Annotated in this window: 11 protein-coding genes, 1 other RNA gene, 1 pseudogene and 1 other annotated feature; of the genes and pseudogenes, 12 read left to right on the plus strand and 1 reads right to left on the minus strand. The window is 46.2% G+C overall.

Annotated elements, in window-relative coordinates:
- Positions 1 to 162: 162 nt before the first annotated feature.
- A complete protein-coding gene (locus tag HMPREF0240_RS07425) occupies positions 163 to 945 on the minus strand; it encodes an EFR1 family ferrodoxin (RefSeq protein WP_009002831.1) in 783 nt (260 codons plus the stop codon).
- Between the two features lie 240 nt (positions 946 to 1,185).
- On the opposite strand from HMPREF0240_RS07425, the gene ssrS reads away from it, so the two are divergent.
- The 12 genes and pseudogenes from ssrS (at position 1,186) to HMPREF0240_RS07485 (ending at position 21,128) form a co-directional block, all read left to right on the plus strand.
- Positions 1,186 to 1,364: non-coding RNA, 6S RNA (gene ssrS / locus HMPREF0240_RS23820), on the plus strand.
- 213 nt (positions 1,365 to 1,577) lie between these two features.
- Positions 1,578 to 2,426 (plus strand): YihY/virulence factor BrkB family protein, encoded by an 849-nt coding sequence (locus HMPREF0240_RS07435; protein ID WP_009002832.1) that lies wholly within the window; start codon positions 1,578 to 1,580, stop codon positions 2,424 to 2,426.
- Positions 2,427 to 2,501: 75 nt separating this feature from the next.
- Positions 2,502 to 2,728, plus strand: a binding site (T-box leader).
- Between the two features lie 37 nt (positions 2,729 to 2,765).
- Positions 2,766 to 3,785, plus strand: a complete 1,020-nt coding sequence (gene pheS / locus HMPREF0240_RS07440) for a phenylalanine--tRNA ligase subunit alpha (RefSeq protein WP_009002833.1) — start codon at positions 2,766 to 2,768, stop codon at positions 3,783 to 3,785.
- Positions 3,786 to 3,874: 89 nt separating this feature from the next.
- Positions 3,875 to 6,292, plus strand: coding sequence for a phenylalanine--tRNA ligase subunit beta (pheT, locus tag HMPREF0240_RS07445; RefSeq protein WP_009002834.1), 2,418 nt, complete (start codon positions 3,875 to 3,877; stop codon positions 6,290 to 6,292).
- 121 nt (positions 6,293 to 6,413) lie between these two features.
- Positions 6,414 to 7,421: a signal peptide peptidase SppA gene (gene sppA, locus HMPREF0240_RS07450; protein WP_009002835.1), complete on the plus strand. Its 1,008-nt coding sequence runs from the start codon at positions 6,414 to 6,416 to the stop codon at positions 7,419 to 7,421.
- An 18-nt stretch (positions 7,422 to 7,439) separates the two neighbouring features.
- Positions 7,440 to 8,466 (plus strand): annotated as a pseudogene (queA, locus tag HMPREF0240_RS07455) (tRNA preQ1(34) S-adenosylmethionine ribosyltransferase-isomerase QueA).
- Between the two features lie 105 nt (positions 8,467 to 8,571).
- Entirely contained in the window at positions 8,572 to 9,135 is a 564-nt protein-coding gene (locus HMPREF0240_RS07460; protein ID WP_009002836.1) for a TetR/AcrR family transcriptional regulator, read from the plus strand.
- A 117-nt stretch (positions 9,136 to 9,252) separates the two neighbouring features.
- Positions 9,253 to 11,226 carry an oleate hydratase gene (locus tag HMPREF0240_RS07465; protein WP_035312638.1) on the plus strand — a complete coding sequence of 658 codons (1,974 nt, stop codon included), beginning with the start codon at positions 9,253 to 9,255 and terminating at the stop codon, positions 11,224 to 11,226.
- Positions 11,227 to 11,517: 291 nt separating this feature from the next.
- Complete coding sequence (locus HMPREF0240_RS07470; protein WP_050794500.1) at positions 11,518 to 13,230, plus strand: EAL domain-containing response regulator; 1,713 nt, start codon at positions 11,518 to 11,520, stop codon at positions 13,228 to 13,230.
- Complete coding sequence (locus tag HMPREF0240_RS07475; RefSeq protein WP_009002839.1) at positions 13,211 to 16,840, plus strand: response regulator; 3,630 nt, start codon at positions 13,211 to 13,213, stop codon at positions 16,838 to 16,840. Before HMPREF0240_RS07470 ends, HMPREF0240_RS07475 begins: the two co-directional genes overlap by 20 nt.
- 35 nt (positions 16,841 to 16,875) lie before the next feature.
- Positions 16,876 to 17,247, plus strand: a complete 372-nt coding sequence (locus HMPREF0240_RS07480; RefSeq protein WP_009002840.1) for an Hpt domain-containing protein — start codon at positions 16,876 to 16,878, stop codon at positions 17,245 to 17,247.
- The gene (locus HMPREF0240_RS07485; RefSeq protein ID WP_009002841.1) at positions 17,244 to 21,128 is read left to right on the plus strand and encodes a PAS domain-containing protein; all 3,885 of its coding nucleotides are present in this window, start codon (positions 17,244 to 17,246) and stop codon (positions 21,126 to 21,128) included. Before HMPREF0240_RS07480 ends, HMPREF0240_RS07485 begins: the two co-directional genes overlap by 4 nt.
- Positions 21,129 to 21,158 lie beyond the last annotated feature (30 nt).

The raw sequence follows: 21,158 nt of genomic DNA on the forward strand, positions 1-21,158 counted from the left end.
CCTGAGCCGTCTACTCATCAGAGTAGGCGGTGAATGCGTACTGTGCCGGCTGATTTTGTGTGTTTCCTCTTACTGCTGCTTAGCGCAGCGGCAGTATCCAGACAGATCTATGCTTCCGTCTGCCCCCGTCTTCTCCCACGTCAGGCGTCCCTCCGCAATCCCCTAAAGAAATACGTCAGCCACCTTATCGTTTTGACAGACTTTGTTCATTTTTTTGAAAGCGAGTTTGGTTTTTATATTTCCAATATAGCGTGCCTTCTGTTTGCATATACGAATGCACTTGTGGCAGGTAATGCATTTCTTTTTGTTTATCTTTTTGGGGTTCTCTGTTGATATTGCGCCGGCTGGACATGATCTGGCGCATGCGCCGCATTCTGTACAGCGGTTGACATCTACTTTGGGACAGAGCGGTGCGCGGCTGTACTTTCTGTACGGAGTATTGCCGGGAACCTGAATGTTGAATTTCTCAAATGATTCTTCCTGTTTCAGGCGGCGGTTCAGCTGGATGCCATAATCGGCAATGACTTTCATATCGGCTTTGTTCGGACGTCCAAGGCCTGCAGAACGGACAATGGAATGCTCTGTAGGGAAGGCGGCGGCACCGATTACTTTGAACCCGCGCTTTTCAACTTCTGTTTTGAGCTCCAGAAGCGCATCCTCATATTCACGGCATCCATATGTAGCGACCAGAGCGGCAGGAGTGTTGTCTCCTTTCAGACCATCAAAGTATTCCAAAAATGTTTTCGGTACACGACCGCTGTATACAGGTATACCAAATAAAACAAAATCATCTTTTTTAAACTGAAGAGGTGCTCTTTTTTCTTTGTGGATTGTAAGGTCAAAGGAGACGGACTTTAAATCAATATTCCTTGCAACTTCCATGATGACCTTCCGTGTAGTGCCTGTCGGACTGAAATAGACAAGCTTTAACTCATTCATTTTCATAAACTAAGACTCCTTTATCGAAATAAGTATAGCCGCGGGCACCCCGTAATTCATGCCCTGCGGTCGGACATACAGCAAAGCTGCATGCTAAGGTATAGGAATAACTATATCATATAACAGAGGAAAATGCACGAATTCGAAACAAGAAATCATCAAAAAAAAGGAAGGAAAAAAGGAAATAAAAATACAATTCATTAGCAGTTGTAAATTTAAGATAAATGGGGTATAATACTTTTAAAGAAAAACCTGAGATGTTCGATAATCCTGCTATTTTGAACCTACATTACTTTAAACGGGATTCTTATATTTCTGTAATATGTCAAGCCTCCGATTAGCAGTGGAAGACAGAAAAGCAGATGCGGTTGCCCACCTAGCTGCGGCTAGGAGTCAAAATACAGGACCGGCATTTTGGGGAAACTTACTAAAGATAAAGACAGCTGTCAGCGTGCAGCTGTCTTTTTCTTTGCCAGATTTTCATATATGGAAAGACAATCGGTTATACTTAATATATAAGAAAAAAATACAGGGAACAGCTGCTGATAATACGCCTGCAGAGCTCCTGTGCTTGAATAAATTGCTTCTTTATGGTATGATTTGAAAAGTTTAGAAATAGGATAGGCAGGAGAGCAACAATGAAGGGGAAAGTGAAGACGATTACAGGAAAAATCAATAGGCTGGCTTCTATTTTGGGCTCACACCATACAGGGGCATATGCGGCACAGGCAGCATATTTTTTTGTACTGTCCCTGATTCCTATTATACTGCTGCTTCTTACAATGGTGCAGTTTACCCCGGTTACACGTCAGGATGTGATGGCAGCGGTGACCCAGGTTTTCCCAACGACTGTGGAAGGGCTAATTTCCTCCATTGTGGATCAGGTATATCAGCAATCCAGTACAATTATTCCGGTGACCATTATCGTAGCACTGTGGTCTGCTGGAAAGGGTGTACTTTCCATGACATCCGGGATGAATCTGATTTATGAAAATACAGAGACAAGAAATTATTTTTATCTGAGGCTTCGTGCGTCTTTTTATACAGTGATATTCATACTGGCGATTGTATTGTCCCTGTCACTTTCTGTGTTTGGCAACAGCATCAGTATGTTTGTATATAAGCATGCTCCGGTACTGACGACCATTATGGATTTTCTGATCCGTATCAGAACACTGCTGACGCTGGTTGTGCTGACTTTATTCTGGGATCTGGTTTATAAATACCTGCCTAACCGGACCAACCGATCCAAGACAACGATGAAGCAGCAGCTGCCGGGTGCTGTTTTTACTTCCTGCGGATGGCTGCTGATTTCCTTTATATTTTCTATTTATCTGGATATCTTCACCGGATTTTCCAGCATGTACGGCAGTCTTACAACAATCATTCTGATTATGCTGTGGCTGTACGTCTGCATGTATGTTATTCTGCTGGGTGGGGAACTGAACGCCCTGCTGGAAGGAATGGGCGGCAGAAGGGGGAAATAAGAAAATCCTTGACATTAAAAAACCTTATGTTACAATAATAAAGTAAATCCGATATATTTAAAATATCAGAATATAAAAAAAGCGATAACCGTGTATAGTAGAGAACCATTTTCTATCAGAGAGAGAAAATCACTGGCTGCAAGTTTTCTTTAGTTCAGATGGCAATCGAAATTCCCACGATAGCTGCGTTCTTGAAACAATAGTAGAGAATGCCGTATGTTGTACGTTACACAAAGCTAAGAGCCTGCAGGATCACTGTGGGAATTAGGGTGGTACCGCGAATGTTGAACTTCGTCCCTTTCCAGGGATGGAGTTTTTTTAATGAAAGGAGAAGTTTAAATGAAAGAGAGATTGGATCGAATCAAAGAGGAAGCGATTGCGCAGATTCAGGCGTCGGATGTTCCTGAGAAGCTGAATGATGCGCGCGTTAAATTCCTTGGAAAGAAGGGGGAGCTGACGGCTGTTCTGAAAGGTATGAAAGATGTGGCGCCTGAAGACAGACCGAAGGTGGGGCAGCTTGTGAATGAGACCAGAGCGGCAATTGAAGCGGTTCTGGAGGAATCCAAAATGAAGATGGAGCGTATTCTCAGAGAAGAGAAGCTGAAAGCAGAGGTCATTGATGTGACACTGCCATCTAAGAAAAATATGGTTGGACACAGGCACCCGAATACAATTGCCCTGGAAGAAGTGGAAAACATTTTCGTGGGTATGGGATATGAAGTTGTGGAAGGCCCGGAAGTAGAATATGACCTGTATAATTTCGAAAAGCTGAATATTCCTGCGGACCATCCGGCAAAAGATGAGCAGGATACCTTCTATATCAATAAGGACATCGTACTGCGTACCCAGACCTCACCGGTACAGGCGCGTGTGATGGAGCAGGGGAAGCTGCCGATCCGTATGATCGCACCGGGCAGAGTATTCCGGTCTGATGAAGTAGATGCTACACACTCCCCGTCCTTCCACCAGGTTGAAGGGCTTGTCATTGATAAAAATATTTCATTTGCCGATTTAAAAGGGACACTGGAAGTATTTGCAAAAGAGCTGTTCGGACCGGAGACAAAGACAAAATTCCGTCCGCACCATTTCCCATTCACAGAGCCGAGTGCCGAGGTGGATGTAAGCTGTTTCAAATGCGGCGGCAAGGGATGCCGTTTCTGTAAAGGGTCCGGCTGGATTGAGATTCTAGGCTGCGGTGCGGTACATCCACACGTCCTGGAAATGTGCGGCATTGATCCGGAGGAGTATTCCGGATTTGCATTCGGCATGGGACTGGAGCGTATTGCCCTGTTAAAATATGAAATCGACGATATGAGACTGCTGTATGAAAACGATATCCGCTTCCTGAAGCAGTTCTAGAACAGGACAGGGGAAAAATTGACTGGTACAGACGGCGGGTACGCGTAAAATGTACCCGATAATAAGAAGCAGAAAGTGAGGAAATAAGATTGAATACTTCATTATCATGGATTAAAGCGTATGTTCCTGATTTGGATGTAACTGCGCAGGAGTATACAGATGCAATGACATTGTCCGGAACAAAAGTAGAAGGGTACGAGGTGATGGATGCAGACCTGGATAAGATCGTGATTGCTCAGATTGACAAGATCGAAAGACATCCGGATGCAGATAAACTGATTGTATGCCAGGTGAATGTCGGAACCGAAACCGTACAGATTGTAACCGGTGCAAACAACGTTCACGAGGGAGACAAGGTTCCGGTTGTGCTGGACGGCGGACGCGTTGCCGGAGGACATGACGGTTCGAAGACTCCGGGAGGAGTTAAGATAAAAAAAGGAAAACTGCGCGGCGTGGAGAGCTGCGGAATGATGTGCTCCATCGAAGAGCTGGGATCCACAAAGGAAATGTATCCGAATGCACCCGAAGAAGGAATCTATATCCTGCCGGAGGATGCAGAGATCGGGGCCAGTGCAGTGGAGGCTCTGGGCCTCAATGATGTGGTTTTCGAGTATGAGGTGACATCAAACAGAGTGGACTGTTACAGCGTGATCGGGATTGCCAGAGAAGCGGCTGCCACATTCCGTAAGGAATTCCATCCGCCTGTTGTAAAAGAAACGGGCAATGCAGAGGATGTAAATGATTATGTACAGGTAAAAGTAGAAAACACAGACCTCTGTCCGCGTTACTGTGCAAGAGTTGTAAAAAATATTAAGATCGGCCCGTCCCCGGAATGGATGCAGAGAAGACTGGCTTCAGTCGGCATTCGCCCGATCAATAATCTGGTTGATATCACCAACTATGTGATGGAAGAATACGGACAGCCGATGCACGCCTATGACCTGGATACAATTGCTGGCCATCAGATTGTGGTAAAGACGGCCAGGGACGGTGATAAGTTCACAACACTGGACGGACAGGAAAGAACGATGGACAAAGATGTGCTGATGATCTGCGATGGCGAGAAAGAGATCGGTATCGCCGGCATCATGGGCGGAGAAAATTCCATGATTACAGACGATGTACAGACGATGCTGTTTGAGGCTGCCTGCTTTGATGGGGTAAATATCAGGAAATCCAGTAAAAGAGTCGGGCTTCGTACGGATGCATCCGGTAAGTTCGAAAAGGGGCTGGATCCAAACAATGCGAAAGCTGCGATCGACCGTGCCTGCCAGCTGGTAGAAGAAATGGGAGCCGGTGAAGTAGTCGGCGGAACCGTAGATGTATACGGCAAAGTAAAAGAACCGGTCAGAGTGCCGTTTGACGCTGCAAAGATCAACGCTGTTCTGGGAACAGAGATTCCGGAGGCAGAAATGCTTGGTTATTTTGAAAAAATAGGCCTGGAATACGATTCTGCTGCAAAAGAAGTGATTGCACCGACCTTCCGGCACGACTTATTCCGTCTGGCTGATCTGGCAGAAGAAGTTGCCAGATTTTACGGATATGACAACATTCCAACCACCCTGCCCAGCGGAGAATCGACGGCCGGTAAGATCTCCTTCAAGCTCAGGGTGGAAGAAGTGGCGAGAAATATCGCGGAATTCTGCGGTTTCAGCCAGGGAATGAGCTATTCTTTTGAAAGCCCGAAGGTATTTGATAAATTGTTGATTCCGGCAGAGTCAGCGCTTAGAAATACGGTTGAGATCATGAATCCGCTCGGGGAAGACTACAGCATCATGCGTACAACCTCTCTGAATGGAATGCTGAGCTCACTGGCAACAAACTATAACCGCAGAAATAAAGATGTACGTCTTTACGAACTGGGAAATATTTATCTTCCGAAACAGCTTCCGCTGACGGAACTGCCGGAGGAACGTATGCAGTTTACTCTGGGAATGTACGGAAATGGTGACTTTTTCAGCATGAAGGGCGTTGTGGAAGAGTTCTTTGAGAAAATTGGAATGAAGCAGAAAGAAACCTACGACCCGAATTCCGGAAAACCGTATCTGCATCCGGGACGTCAGGCAAATATCATCTATGCGGGTAAAACAGTTGGTTATCTTGGGGAGGTACATCCGGAGGTGGCCGATAATTATGGGATCGGAGAGCGCGCATATATTGCTGTAATTGATATGCCCGAGATTCTGGAGTATGCTACATTTGACAGAAAATACAACGGAATCGCTAAATATCCTGCGGTTACCCGTGATATCAGTATGGTGGTGCCGAAAAACATCCTGGCGGGACAGATCGAAGAAGTGATAGAAAAGAAAGGCGGTTCATACCTGGAGAGCTATGCGCTGTTTGACTTATATGAGGGAGCCCAGATTAAAGCGGGTTACAAATCAATCGCATATTCTATCGTATTCCGTGCAAAAGACAAGACACTGGAAGAGGCAGATGTGGCAGCGGCTATGAAGAAGATTCTGGAAGCGCTGGAAGATATGGGAATCGAACTGAGACAGTAGAGTGTGTTGAATTAATCATATGCCCGGTTGAGTGTCCTGACAAGCGGGAGACTCAACCGGGCGCAGTGAATTATGAAACACATTTTGCGCTTTCTATATATCATTAAGAAAGGCATATTACATGAAAAAGAAAAATCATGTTGCAGAGATTATTGTAGCAGTTGTAGTGGCGGTTATTCTGATCGTGGCAGTCTTTGCCAGGATCGTGGTGAAAACTTTATTTAACACGGCTGGTTCTTCCTCGAAAGAGTCGGCAGAGTGGGTTCTGACAGGGGGAAATATGTCTATCACACTTCCCACAGAGCCTTATGTAGGAATCGTCAGTGTGTACGGCACGATCGAACCGCAGACCAGGACAGGGACATTCGACCAGCCGCAGAGCTATCAGCACCTGGCTTTGATGGATTATATCGACGCCATGATGTATGACCCGAATAACAGTGGAATTCTGCTGGATGTGGATTCACCGGGCGGAACGACCTATGAAGGTGTGGAACTCTATGACAAGATTGTAGAGTACCGGGACGCGACGGGCCGGCCCGTATGGACATATATGAACCATTATGGTGCATCGGCCGCCTACTATATTGCTGCCCCGTCAGACCGGATTGGCGCGAATAAAAGTACCATGACAGGCTCCATTGGAGTGATCATGTCAGGGTATGATCTGTCCGGACTCTATGAGAAGCTGGGGATCAAGTACTACAGCGTAACCACCGGGGATAACAAGGATATGAGCAGCCCCAATGAAGAACAGCTGGAGATCTACCAGGACATTATAGCGGAAGAATATGACCGGTTTGTAGGCGCTGTGGCCGAAGGAAGGGGGATGCCGGACAAAGCAGTCAGAGAACTGGCGGACGGACGGCCCTATTCTGCACAGCAGGCAGTGGACAATGGGCTGATCGACGAGATCACCACATTTGAAGATCTGGCCGTGGAGATGCAGTATGAGGTTGGGAATACCACCTTTTATCAGCCGGATATCATAGAGCCCCCACTGGCATCTCTGTTCGGCAAAGCAGAAGAGATTCTGCCCAAGTCAGATATGCAGGTATTAAGCGAACTGACAGAAAAATACGGGAGCGGAGTTCTGATGTCCTGTGCAGGGCAGACAGTTCCCGATTAGCAGAAAGAAGGATTAAGGTTGAAAACAAGCGATTTTTATTATGAACTGCCGCAGGAGCTGATCGCCCAGGATCCGCTGGAGGACAGATCCGGCTCCAGGCTTCTCGTTCTGAATAAAGAAACCGGGGAGACTATGCACCGGCATTTCAGAGATATCATAGAATATCTGAACCCGGGGGACTGCCTGGTTATCAATGACACGAAAGTTATACCTGCCAGATTAATTGGTTCTAAAATAGGCACGGATGCTAAGATAGAAGTACTTCTGTTGAAGCGGAAAGAAAATGATGTGTGGGAGACCCTGGTGAAGCCGGGCAAAAAGGCGAAACCGGGGACCAGAATCAGTTTCGGGGACGGCATTCTCATCGGAGAAGTAATGGATGTAGTGGACGAGGGAAACCGCCTTATACATTTTGAATACGAAGGTATTTTTTGAGGAAATACTGGACCGGCTGGGACAGATGCCTCTTCCGCCGTATATTACTCATCAGCTCCAGGATAAGGACCGGTATAATACGGTATATGCGGTGCATGAGGGCTCCGCTGCTGCGCCTACCGCCGGTCTGCATTTTACCCCGCAGCTGCTGGAGGAGATTCAGCTAAAAGGCGTGGAGATCGCCCGGGTAACCCTGCATGTGGGGCTTGGGACGTTCCGGCCTGTAAAAGTGGAAGAAGTAACGGATCATCATATGCATTCCGAGTTCTATCTTATAGATGAGGACGCGGCGGAGAAGATTAACCGTGCAAAGGAACAGAAAAAACGCGTGATCTGCGTCGGGACGACCAGCTGCAGAACCATAGAATCTGCGGCGGGAGAAGACGGCAGGATGAAGGCCTGCAGCGGCTGGACGGAAATCTTTATCTATCCGGGGTACGAGTTTAAAGTGCTGGACGGACTGATTACGAATTTCCATCTGCCGGAATCTACGCTGATTATGCTGGTATCTGCCCTGGCGGGGCGGGACCATGTGCTGGAGGCTTATGAGGAGGCAGTGAGAGAACGGTACAGATTTTTTAGCTTTGGAGACGCAATGTACGTGGTATAAATGAAAAAATGCCGGTATAAGAAGAGTGACCTGGGGAGATTGACGGCGTTTCCCCAACAGAGCAATACGAGATTCTGTGTCAGGCTAATTAGTAAGGAGAGGATTATGTCAAATACAACTAAATATGCCCTGGAAACATCGTTAAAAAAGCTGCTTCTTCAAAAGCCAATGGACAAGATTACAATCAGCGACTTAACAAATGATTGTGGAATCAGCCGTATGGCGTTCTACTACCACTTTAAGGATATCTATGATTTGGTAGAATGGGTATGCCTGGAGGATGCAGCCAGGGCACTGCAGGGGAAGAAAACATATGATACATGGCAGGAGGGGCTGCAGCAGATATTTGAAGCGGTCATTGAGAACAAGCCCTTTATCATGAATGTGTACCGCACGCTCAGCCGCGAACAGATTGAGAATTATCTGTTCAAACTGACTCATGATCTGCTGATTGGTGTTGTGGAAGAAAAATCTGTCGGGATGGAAATCACAGAGGATGAAAAGGCGTTCATTGCAGATTTTTACAAATATGGGTTTGTGGGAATCATGCTGGACTGGATAAAAGATGGAATGAAGGAGGATTATGAGGATATCACAGATAAGCTTAAGACCACTTTGAAAGGGAATATTACTCATTCTATTTATAATTTTACAAAACAGGGGATTTGATAAATTTTTTATCAAATCCCCTGTTTTGTAAATTGCGGTAAAAAAACGGCAGAGTTATGATATAGCCGAAGCAAGAGATCATGTGAATTTATATATGTTGGAAAGGTGGTAACAGCGATGGCAAAAAAAGGAACGAAATTAGGCGTTGCTTCTGCAATTGCAGTTGGCGCAGGTGCAGCTGTATTATATGCAAAGAAAGCAAAAGAGAGTAAAGAGGAAGACGTTAAAGAAAAAACAACAGCATCCGTGGAAAATGAATACAGAAATACGGAGCGCGGTAAGCACGGGAAAAACAGCAAAGGAATCTATTACACAAATGGAAATTATGAAGCATTTGCACGTCCTGAAAAGCCGGAAGGCGTGGACGAAAAACATGCATACATTGTTGGAAGCGGCCTGGCATCTCTGGCAGCGGCATGTTTCTTAGTAAGGGACGGCCAGATGGAGGGTTCTCACATCCATATTCTGGAAGCTATGGATATAGCAGGAGGGGCCTGCGATGGTATTTACGACTCCACCCGCGGTTATATCATGCGCGGCGGGCGTGAGATGGAAAACCACTTTGAGTGTCTGTGGGATTTGTTCCGGAGTATCCCATCCATTGAAAGGCCGGATGCTTCCGTATTAGATGAGTTCTACTGGCTGAACAAACATGACCCGAACTATTCACTGTGCAGGGCAACCGTGAACAGGGGGGAGGATGCCCATACAGACGGGAAATTCAACCTGAGCCAGAAAGGCTGTATGGAAATTATGAAGCTCTTCATGACAAAAGATGAGGACCTGTATGACAAAACCATAGAGGATGTGTTTGACGAAGAAGTCTTTGATTCCACATTCTGGTTATACTGGAGAACGATGTTTGCTTTTGAAAACTGGCACAGTGCACTGGAAATGAAACTGTATTTTCAGAGATTTATCCATCATATTGCGGGACTCCCGGATTTCAGCGCGCTAAAATTCACAAAGTATAACCAGTATGAGTCTCTCATTCTTCCAATGCAAAGATATTTAGAGGCAGCAGGAGTAGACTTCCAGTTCAATACAGAAGTGACAAATGTAATTTTTGACTGCAAGGGCAGTAAAAAAACTGCAACAGCGATTGAGTGTAAAGTAAAAGGTGTGGAAAAGGGAATCCTGCTCACGGATAATGATCTTGTATTTGTAACGAATGGAAGCTGTACAGAAGGAACCATCTACGGAGACCAGGATCATGCACCTAATGGTGATGCAGAAGTCAGGACCAGCGGATGCTGGAGTCTCTGGAAGAATATCGCAAAACAGGATCCTGCATTTGGACGTCCGGAGAAGTTCTGTTCCGATATTCCCAAAACCAATTGGGAATCAGCTACGATTACAACGCAGGATGATAAAATCATTCCTTACATTACCAATATCTGTAAGCGTGACCCAAGAAGCGGTAAGGTCGTAACAGGCGGAATCGTCAGCTGCAGAGATTCTAAATGGCTGATGAGCTGGACAATTAACAGACAGGGACAGTTTAAAGGACAGGATCCGGAAAAGGTCTGCGTGTGGGTATATGGATTATTTACAGACGTACCCGGGGACTATGTGAAGAAACCTATGAAAGACTGCACCGGAAAAGAAATCACGGAAGAATGGCTGTTCCACATCGGCGTTCCGGTTGAGAAGATTTCGGAACTGGCAGAAAAGAGTGCGGTCTGCGTTCCTACGATGATGCCGTACATTACAGCATTTTTCATGCCAAGAACAAAGGGAGACCGCCCGGATGTTATTCCGGATGGCTGTGTGAACTTTGCTTTTCTCGGACAATTCGCCCAGACACCAAGGGACACAGTCTTTACAACAGAATACTCGGTAAGGACTGCAATGGAAGCTGTATATGGACTGCTCGGGGTGGACAGAGGCGTCCCGGAAGTATGGGGTAGCGTCTATGATGTACGTGAGCTTCTGGACAGCTCTGTTAAATTGATGGATGGAAAATCACCGCTTGAAATGAACCTTCCGGGGCCGCTGAATGTATTGAAAAAGCCTGTCATTGGTCTGGTGAAAGGAACGGTTGTGGAAAAGCTGCTGAGGGATCATAATGTGTTAAAAGAAGGGATGTAGTATTGAACTATTCGTGGCTCTTAGCAGAAAAATATGGAACAGTCTCCTGTGAATTACAGCAGGAGACTGTTTTTTTCTGGTATATCATTAACATCCGTCCGCTGTCTGAGGCATATGGCACCTGATCCATGATGATGTGCGCTGATTCCTTCCTCATAAAATATAATAATATTGATGAGAAAGCCGTAGGAGAAAGATTGTCTTTTCACAAACGCTATGGTAAAATTAGTTAAGATATAAGGCGTTTATTGTGCATCAGATGAATAACTTTTAAACAGAAGGATGGAAATTATGTTTTCGAAGAAAAAAATTTTGGTCGTGGAAGATAATGAATTAAACAGAGAGCTGCTTTGCCAGATCCTTTCCTCAGAATATAATGTTCTGGAGGCCGAGAACGGGCAGGCAGCTTTAGATATATTAAAGCAGTATGGAGAGGGGATTTCACTCATTCTTCTGGATATTGTTATGCCGGTTATGGACGGCTATACATTCCTCTCTGTGATGAAAGCGGAACCGGCATTTTCTTCCATTCCTGTTATTGTAGCAACGCAGAACGACGGCGAATCGGATGAGGTGGCTGCTCTGTCGCACGGCGCTGCGGATTTTGTGGCCAAGCCCTATAAACCTCAGATCATTCTCCACAGGGCGGCCAACATAATCAACCTGCGGGAGACGGCGGCTATGATCAATCTGATTCAGTATGACAGGCTGACCGGGCTGTACAGCAAAGAGTTTTTCTATCAGATGGTGAAGGATATTCTTTTGAGAAATCCGGATAGAGAGTATGACATTATCTGTTCAGATATTGAGAACTTTAAATTAATTAACGATGTGTTCGGTGTTCCGACGGGGGACCGTCTTCTTTGTGCTGTCGGTGATATGTACAGACAGAGAGCGGAGGGGAGAGGCATCTGCGGCCGCCTGAATTCAGACCGTTTTGCATGTCTTATTGAAAGATGCGGGGATTATACGGATGAGATGTTTATCGAAGCAAGTGAACAGGTAAACGAAGAGGCGAATATCAAGAATATTGCGATGAAATGGGGCGTTTATACGATTGTAGACAGTTCGATTTCTGTGGAGCAGATGTGTGACAGGGCGCTGCTGGCTGCATGCAGTATAAAGGGACAGTATGGAAAGTACTTTGCGGAATATGACGATATGCTGCGCAATATGATGCTGAAGAAGCAGGCGATTACAGACTGTATGGAGTCTGCGCTGGATCAGAAGCAGTTCCAGGTTTACTACCAGCCCAAGTACCGGATCTCGGACGAGAAGATGGCGGGAGCCGAGGCTCTGGTGAGGTGGAAACATCCCGAATGGGGGATGCAGTCTCCGGCAGAGTTCATCCCTCTGTTTGAAGAGAATGGATTTATTACGAAGCTGGATCAGTTTGTCTGGGATAAGGTGTGCAGCGACATGAAAGAATGGGATGCGAAGGGATTTCCCCAGATTGCAGTTTCTGTGAATGTTTCCCGGGCGGATATTTACAATGCGGATCTGGCCGGGATTCTGAAAGAAACCGTTAAAAAGTACGGCCTGCCGGCTGCCAGGCTGCATCTGGAGATTACGGAGAGCGCCTATACTGAGAATCCGAAACAGATTATAGATATGGTAAGCCTTCTTAGAGACATTGGCTTTGTAATTGAGATGGATGATTTTGGGAGCGGGTATTCCTCTTTGAATATGCTGAATGAGATGCCGATCGATATCCTGAAGCTGGACATGAAGTTTATCCGGAGTGAGACGGCAAAGCCGAACAGCCAGGGTATTCTGCAGTTTATTATTGATCTGGCACGCTGGATGCATCTGGACGTGGTTGCAGAAGGTGTTGAGACTGCGGAACAGCTGGAACGTCTCCGCCAGATTGGCTGCGACTATGTGCAGGGGTATTATTTTGCAAGGCCAATGCCCTGCGAAGAATTTAAAGCTCTTTTAGAAGAGTACAGCAGCACTGCAGGTAGTGGAAGGAAAGAGGAAAAGTATGACGGTACGAATAGATGAGCGGCAGACAGTGCAGTTTTTCTGCAGGGCCTGGTTTCAGGAACGAAATCTGGAAAAGACAGTTTCTTATCTGACAGATGATATAAAATTTGTCGGCACTGGACTTGGCGAAACTGCCAAGGGAAAAGAAATGATGACAAGGTATGTCAGTCAGGACATTTGTGAGATTCCAGAACCCTTTAACATGGATTTTTCAGTAATCTATGAGCAGCGCCTGGCTGAGGATATTTATACACAGGCTGTGGATCTGACACTGATCAATTCAATGTACATGTGGCACCTTCGTTTTTTCTTCACTTTAAAAAGTAGAGAGGGTAAGTGGCTGATCTGCTGTTTTCATGCGGCAGAACCGGGAAGCAGCCAGCAGGGCGGAGAACATTATCCGAAGACACTGGTTTTTGAAAATGTGATGAAGCAGCGGAATGAACTCCTGAACGAGTCAATTGCCGGCGGTATGATGGGAGGTTACATAGAATCTGGTTTCCCTTTTTACTTTATAAACCGCAGGATGCTGGATTATCTGGGCTATGAGAACGAAGCAGAATTCGTGGAAGATATCGAAGGTTTGATTACGAACTGTATGCATCCGGATGACCGAAAGAGAGTGGATGAGGAAGTAGAGCGGCAGTTACAATGTAAAGATGAGTATGTCGTGGAATACAGGATGAAGCGGAAAGACGGATTATACATATGGGTACACGATATGGGGCGGCGGATGGCAGACGAAAACGGCAGGCCTGCCATTACTTCTGTATGTATAGATATAACCACACAGAAAAAGGCACAGAATGAAGTGCTGCACATTTATAATAATGTGCCCGGTGCTGTATTTCGCTGCAGATTTGATGAATATTTTTCTATTATAGATGCAAACGATGGTTTTTTCGAATTTCTGGACTATACAAGAGAAGAGTTTGAAACAATGGGAAACAGGCTTTCCTCCGTGATATACCCGGAAGATCTGACTGTGATGAAAAAGAAGCTGGAAACTCAGCAGGCGGATGGAAATACCGTCAACAATGAGAACCGGCTTATATGTAAAAACGGAGAAGTAAAGTGGATATCCCTGAAAGCCCAGCTGCTTATGGAGGAAAACCGGGAACAGTATTTTTACTGTGTTTTTGTGGATATTACGGAGGAAAAGCTGCTGGAGAGCCGCATGCGGGATCTATATGAGAAAGAATTGGAGTATTTTGCCGAATTGTCTTCCTCAGGGGGGAGTACACAGGGAAGGTTTAATATCACAAGGAATCAGCTGGAAAATTACCTGACTGATCCGGAATCGGCAATATCACATGTTGGGGCAACATACCAGGAGAGCATTATTAATCTGGCGGCATCCGCTGTTGAAGCAGCAGACCGTGAGCAGATATTAAGTGTGCTTGACCGGGAAAAAGTTCTGGAAGATTATGCGGCGGGCAATGTAGATTACTGCTTTGAATATCTGCGCCGGCGCAGTGATAAAAGTCTGTTCTGGGCGCGCACCAATTTTCGCTCATTTTTGAATCCTGAGACTGGAGATGTCATTGTCTTCTTCTATACATTTGACATTACGGAACAAAAACTCAAAGAACAGCTGATTAATAAGATTGCAGCTCTGGATTATGAGGCGATTACAGAGATTGATATCCGAAACGATAAGTTCCGCGGAATTAACTTTGAAAGCGGCGGAAGAGGGCCTGACTGGCTGGAAAAGAATTTTGGCGAAGCGATTCGGGAGATTGCTGAGCGGTCTATGGACACTCCGGCTGCACAGGAATATCTGAGAAGGCTGGATTATGGATATATGCAGGAGCTGCTTGAACACCAGGAAGCCTATACATTCAGCCTGGAGATGCATGATGAGTGCGGCGATGTCAGGATGAAACGGTTTCAGGTTTTTTATATTAATAAGGAACTCGGGCGGGTATGCCTTGCCCGTACAGATGTGACCGATGTGGTACGCAAGGAACAGCAGCAGAAAGAGGAACTTGCGGCAGCGCTGGTGGCGGCAGAACAGGCAAATGCAGCCAAATCAGATTTTCTGTCCAGGATGAGCCATGAGATCCGGACGCCGATGAATGCAATCATCGGCATGAGCGCAATTGCTGCTCAGTCAATCGGAGACGATGAACAAGTGCAGGATTGTATATCAAAGATTGGTATTTCTTCCAGATTTTTATTGTCACTGATCAATGACATCCTGGATATGAGCAGAATTGAGAGCGGCAAGATGCTGCTGAAGAATGAAAAGATTCCTACCGAGGAATTTATCAATGGAATCAATTCCATCTGTTATGCCCAGGCGGCATCCAGGAATGTGGAATACGAATGCATCGTTGACCCGGTTCTGGATGATTTTTACATTGGAGACGCAATGAAACTTCAGCAGGTGCTGATCAATATATTGAGTAATGCCATTAAGTTCACCAGTGAAGGCGGCAGAGTCACCTTTTCTGTGGAACAGCGGCAGAGAACTAAGAATGATGTTTTAATGAGATTTATCGTAAATGATACGGGTGTGGGAATGAGCGAAGAGTTTATCCCTCACATATTTGAACCGTTTTCACAGGAATCAACCGGAACCACAGCGCTTTATGGTGGAACAGGGCTGGGTCTCGCAATTTCAAAGAATATAGTAGACATGATGGACGGCAGAATTACGGTGAGGTCTATTAAGGGAATTGGCACGGAGTTTATGGTAGATGTGAAGCTGGGAATCAGTGAGGAGGAGAAGCTGAGACATAATCAAAGAAAGCAGAATTATAATTTTTCTCATCTGAAAACGCTGGTGGTGGATGATGACGTGGCTGTCTGCGAGGGGGCTGTTGTGACACTCAAAGAGATGGGAATAAAAGCAGAGTGGGTAGACAGCGGACGGAAAGCTGTGGACAGAGTTGAGATGCTTTGGGCAACGGGCAGATATTATGATATGATCCTGATAGACTGGAAGATGCCGGGAATGGACGGGATCGAGACGGCACGTGAGATACGCCGCAGAGTGGGGCCGGAAGTGACCATTATAATCATGACTGCCTATGACTGGATTGCTATTGAGCACGAAGCCAAATTGGCCGGTGTCAATCTTCTGATGAGCAAACCAATGTTTAAGTCTTCCCTGGTTTCTGCGTTTACCAGGGCTCTGGGGAGGAAGGAAGAAGAGGCAAAGCAGGCGGAAGTCATTGATTATGATTTTACCGGCAGGCGTGTTTTACTGGTGGAAGACAATGCAATCAATACGGAAGTTGCAGTAATGCTGCTGGAAAGCCGCAATTTTACAGTCGATACGGCAGAGAATGGACTGCGTGCGCTGGAAAAGTTCAGCAAGTCAGAAGAAGGGGATTACGATGCGATCCTTATGGACATCCGTATGCCGCTGATGGACGGCCTGACCGCGGCTGCCAACATCAGGCATCTCAGTAACAGTGATGCCAGGAGTGTGCCGATTATTGCGATGACAGCCAATGCTTTTGACGATGATATTGAAAAGAGTAAAGTTGCAGGAATGAATGCCCATCTGGCAAAGCCGATTGAACCGAAACGGCTGTATCAGGTTTTATATGATTTTATTCTGGAGGGAGATAAGACACCGGATTCTCCAGATCGTGATCAGACAGCTATTTTACAGTAAGACGTACTAAGATCGGGAAAGGAGGTTGTGATGTTATGAGTGGATTCAAAGAGGTATTTGAGGCTTATGGCGGGGATTACGATACAACCATGGCGCGTTTTATCAATAATGAGAGAATGTACATGAAGTTTCTGGACAAGTTTTTTGAAGATGAAAGTATGAATAAATTAGGCTCTGCCCTGGGGGATAATGACCTGAAGGGTGCTTTTGAGGCGGCGCATACGCTAAAAGGTGTCGCAGGGAATATGGGGCTTACTCCGCTTTTTGATAAAGTGTGTGCAATCGTGGAGCCGCTGAGGAGCTGTGATGAACAGGCGGGTTATACTGATTTATATCAGGAGATTAAATGTGAATTTGTAAGGGCAGATGAGCTGCGGGCAGCTTTGAAAAGGGAGGAGCAGCTATGACGAGCGAGACTCCTCTTGCTTTAAGGCGGGAGGATATTATCAATGCCATACCTGGCGGTGTTGCGATCTATAAGGTATCAGATATATTCGAGACGGTTTATTTTTCGGACGGCGTACCTGCATTGTCGGGATATACGGTAGAAGAGTATCGTGAACTGATTGCAGGCGATGCAGCAGAACTGACCTACTGGGAAGACGCCGACATGGTTGTTTCAATGGCAAGACAGGTAATCAGGACTCATGAAGTGACAGAATTTGAATTCCGCAAACAACATCGGGAAGGGTACATTGTGTGGGTTCGCGTCCAGATGAAATGGTGCGGGGAGGAGGATGGCTGCCCTCTGCTGCTCTGTATATTTCATAATATTTCAGAACTGAAAGAGGCTCAGCTGGAGATGGAGCATCTTGTCAATTCCATTCCCGGAGGAATCGCAAGCTACAGGGTGGTAGGACAACATTTTATACCAACGTTTTATTCTGACGGCGTTATGGCCCTGTCAGGTCACTCAAGAGAAGAGTATAAAGACTTGATTCGGGACGATGCCCTGAATATTATATATGAGCAGGACCGGGAACGTGTGACGGCAGCAGCACAGGCTGCTCTGTTGAGCGGCGAGGTACTGGATGTATCTTATCGGATGCGGCATAAGGACGGCGGACTGATCTGGATCCATCTCAATGGCAGACGAATGGGGCCTCTCTCAGAGAGCACCAGGTTCTACGCGGTATTTACAGGAATGTCCTCGGAAACCCGTCTGTTTCAGAGCATTGCAAACGAAATGGCAGACAATATTTATATTATTGACAAGGATAATTATGACCTCTTATATGTGAATGAGCCGCAGAAGGGAAGTCCGTGCAACAGGGAAAGTGTCGGTAAAAAATGCTATGACGCGCTGTATGGCAAAGAAGGTCCCTGTGAATTCTGCTGTCTGAACAAATATGAGCCGGACGGACAGGAACACGAGATGAAGATCAGCGGGCTGGACCGCTATTTCAGTACCCGTTTCCGGGAGACCGACTGGAATGGCATTCCGGCATATGTAAAGTATGTCCGTGAGACTACGGAGGAAGTAAAAACACGCAGAGAAAAAGAACGTCTGGAACAGTATTTTCAGACGGTTGTAAAAAATCTGCCTGGTGGAATTGCAGTTGTGAAGTTTGGTGAGGACGGCAGTATGGTGCCGGAATTCATATCAGAAGGCTTTGCGGAACTGACGAGTATGTCCCTCGATGAGACCTGGGATCTGTACCGTACGGATGCTTTGGCCGGTGTACACGATGAAGACAGAGAGCGGATACATGCCAGTCTGACCGAATACATTCATAGTGGTGACAGCCAGTATGAAATTGTGTATCGCCTGAAACGGGGAGATGGCGGCTATGTCTGGGTGAAAAATACACTTTCTTTAATAGAAGCGGAGAGCGGTGAAAAAAAGTTCTATGCTGTTTATCATGATGTCAGCGGAGAAATTGCAGAGAAAGAGCAGCTTCGCCAGCAGTATAAAGAAATGATCCTTCAGCATTACCGGACACCGGATCCGAATGCACTGATTATCGGACACTGCAATATTACACAGAATAAGATTCTGGAGATTATTGACAATACAGATTCAGATCTGCTTCGCACATTCAGTACGGACAGGGAAAGTTTTTTCATTGGTGTTTCCAGCCTCATTGTTGACGGGACAGAACAGAACACATTCCTGGACATGTATTTAAACGAGCCGGCGCTTGCGGCCTTTCGCAGAAATGATACAGAGCAGATACTCAATTGTTATATAAAACTGCCCAAAGAGGAAAAGGGGCGTTATGTGCAGTTTAAAGTAATTCTGGTAGAAACTCCGGATACTGGTGATGTGACCGGCATTCTGACAGTGACAGATATTACGGAGCAGACGATTACAAACCGGATTCTGCATCAGCTCTCTGTGACCAGCTATGACTTTGTAATTGATCTGGATCTTGACAGCGACAATTATACGGTTCTGACAAATAATAAGAATTCTGACAGACTGCCGGAAACTTCCGGCAGCCATTCGGGCAGAATCAGAGAGATGTTAGACAAGATCATAGTTCCGAAAGACAGAGCGCAGTACGCAGAGTCTCTGGAGGCCGGGGAAATACGCAGGAGGCTGAAAGAAAAAGGTTCCTATACTTTTGCATATTCCCTTACGGATGAAAAAGGCGACATACGTACTAAGAATATGACAGTCTCTTCCATTGACCTGCGGCTTGGAAGAGTCTGTCTGGTCCGTACGGACATTACGGAATCCCTGCGTGAGCAGCAGGGGCTGCTCAATATGATCGCGTACACATTTGATCTGGCCTGCTTTATAAATATCAGCCTGGGAACACTGACGATGTATACCCGTGAGACCGTGCTGAAGAACCTTTCTCCATATTTTTTTGAGAGATATGATGATACGGTGGAAGGGTTCGCCGCTAATTACGGAACAGAGGAAGAGCGGGATGAGGCTGTCAGACAGTTCAGGGTGTCAACGATGCTGGAACGGCTGAAAGAAAAACCTTCCGGATATGATTTTGTGTTTCCTTACAACGGCAGTGCTAAGCTGCGGTATAAACAGATCAACGTTTTGTGGGGAGATGAAAACCACCGGACAATCTGTCTGGTTCGGGCGGATGTAACAGACATGCTTGCGGCGGAACGTCAGACGAAGCGATCACTTGAGAAAGCACTTGAACTTGCCGAGGAGGCGAACCGTGCCAAAAGCGAATTCCTGTCTGCCATGAGCCATGATATCCGTACGCCGATGAATGCGATTATGGGGATGACGGCACTGGCCTGTGCACATATCGATGACCAGGATAAAGTATCAGACTGTCTGAAAAAAATATCAATTTCTTCCAAACATTTATTGAGCCTGATCAATGATGTGCTGGATATGAGCAAGATCGAAAGATCCCAGATCACATTGGGAAGAATGAAAATTCTGCTGTCCAGGCTAATGCACGACCTTGCAGCCATTATCGAACCGCAGGCGAGAGCAGCGGGGATTCACTTTTATGTCCGTACAGACGATATCTGCAATGAGAAGTTTTACGGCGATGTACTGCGTCTTAATCAGATTTTTATTAATATTCTGAGCAATGCCATCAAGTTCACGCCGGAAGGCGGGACCGTGGATTTTATGGTAGAAGAGCTGCCCGCTGTCCGGTGTGAAGATCATGTACGATATCGTTTTACGATCCGGGATACGGGCGTAGGAATAAAGGCAGAATTTCTGGAACATATTTTTGAACCGTTTACCCGCAGCAGCAATACTTCACGCGTGGAAGGAACCGGACTGGGGCTCAGTATTACCAAGGGCCTGGTGGATCTGATGGGCGGCGTTATTACAGTTGAGAGCAAAGAACTTCAGGGGACTGTATTCCGGGTTGAACTGGAATGCGAACGGGCAGAGGATCTGGATGTCTGGGCAGAAGATATTGCCACTGGAGCCGGAGTCAAAGAAAAAGCCACATTACTTGAAGGCCGTTGTTTTTTGATTGCGGAAGATAATGTGATCAATGCTGAAATACTCTGTGAGCTTCTGGAGATGTACGGGGCGGAATCTTATGTGAAAACGGACGGCTTACAGACCGTTAAGGCGTTTTCGGATGCGGAGGCAGGTACTTACGATGCAATCCTCATGGATATTCAGATGCCGGAGATGAATGGATACGAGGCAACCCGAGTGATACGGAAACTGAGCAGGCCGGACGCTGCCGAAATACCGATAATAGCTATGACTGCCAACGCTTTTGCGGAAGACGTACAGGCTTCAATGGATGCAGGTATGACAGCTCATGTGGCAAAACCCATAGATGTACATGTGCTCCGGTCAACGCTTTGCAGAGTGCTGGGAATTGAAGAATAAATAAATGATCACCCTCATATGTTATTACAT

The sequence above is a fragment of the Clostridium sp. D5 genome (genome assembly GCF_000190355.1).
In the GTDB taxonomy this organism is placed as follows: domain Bacteria; phylum Bacillota; class Clostridia; order Lachnospirales; family Lachnospiraceae; genus Faecalicatena; species Faecalicatena fissicatena_A.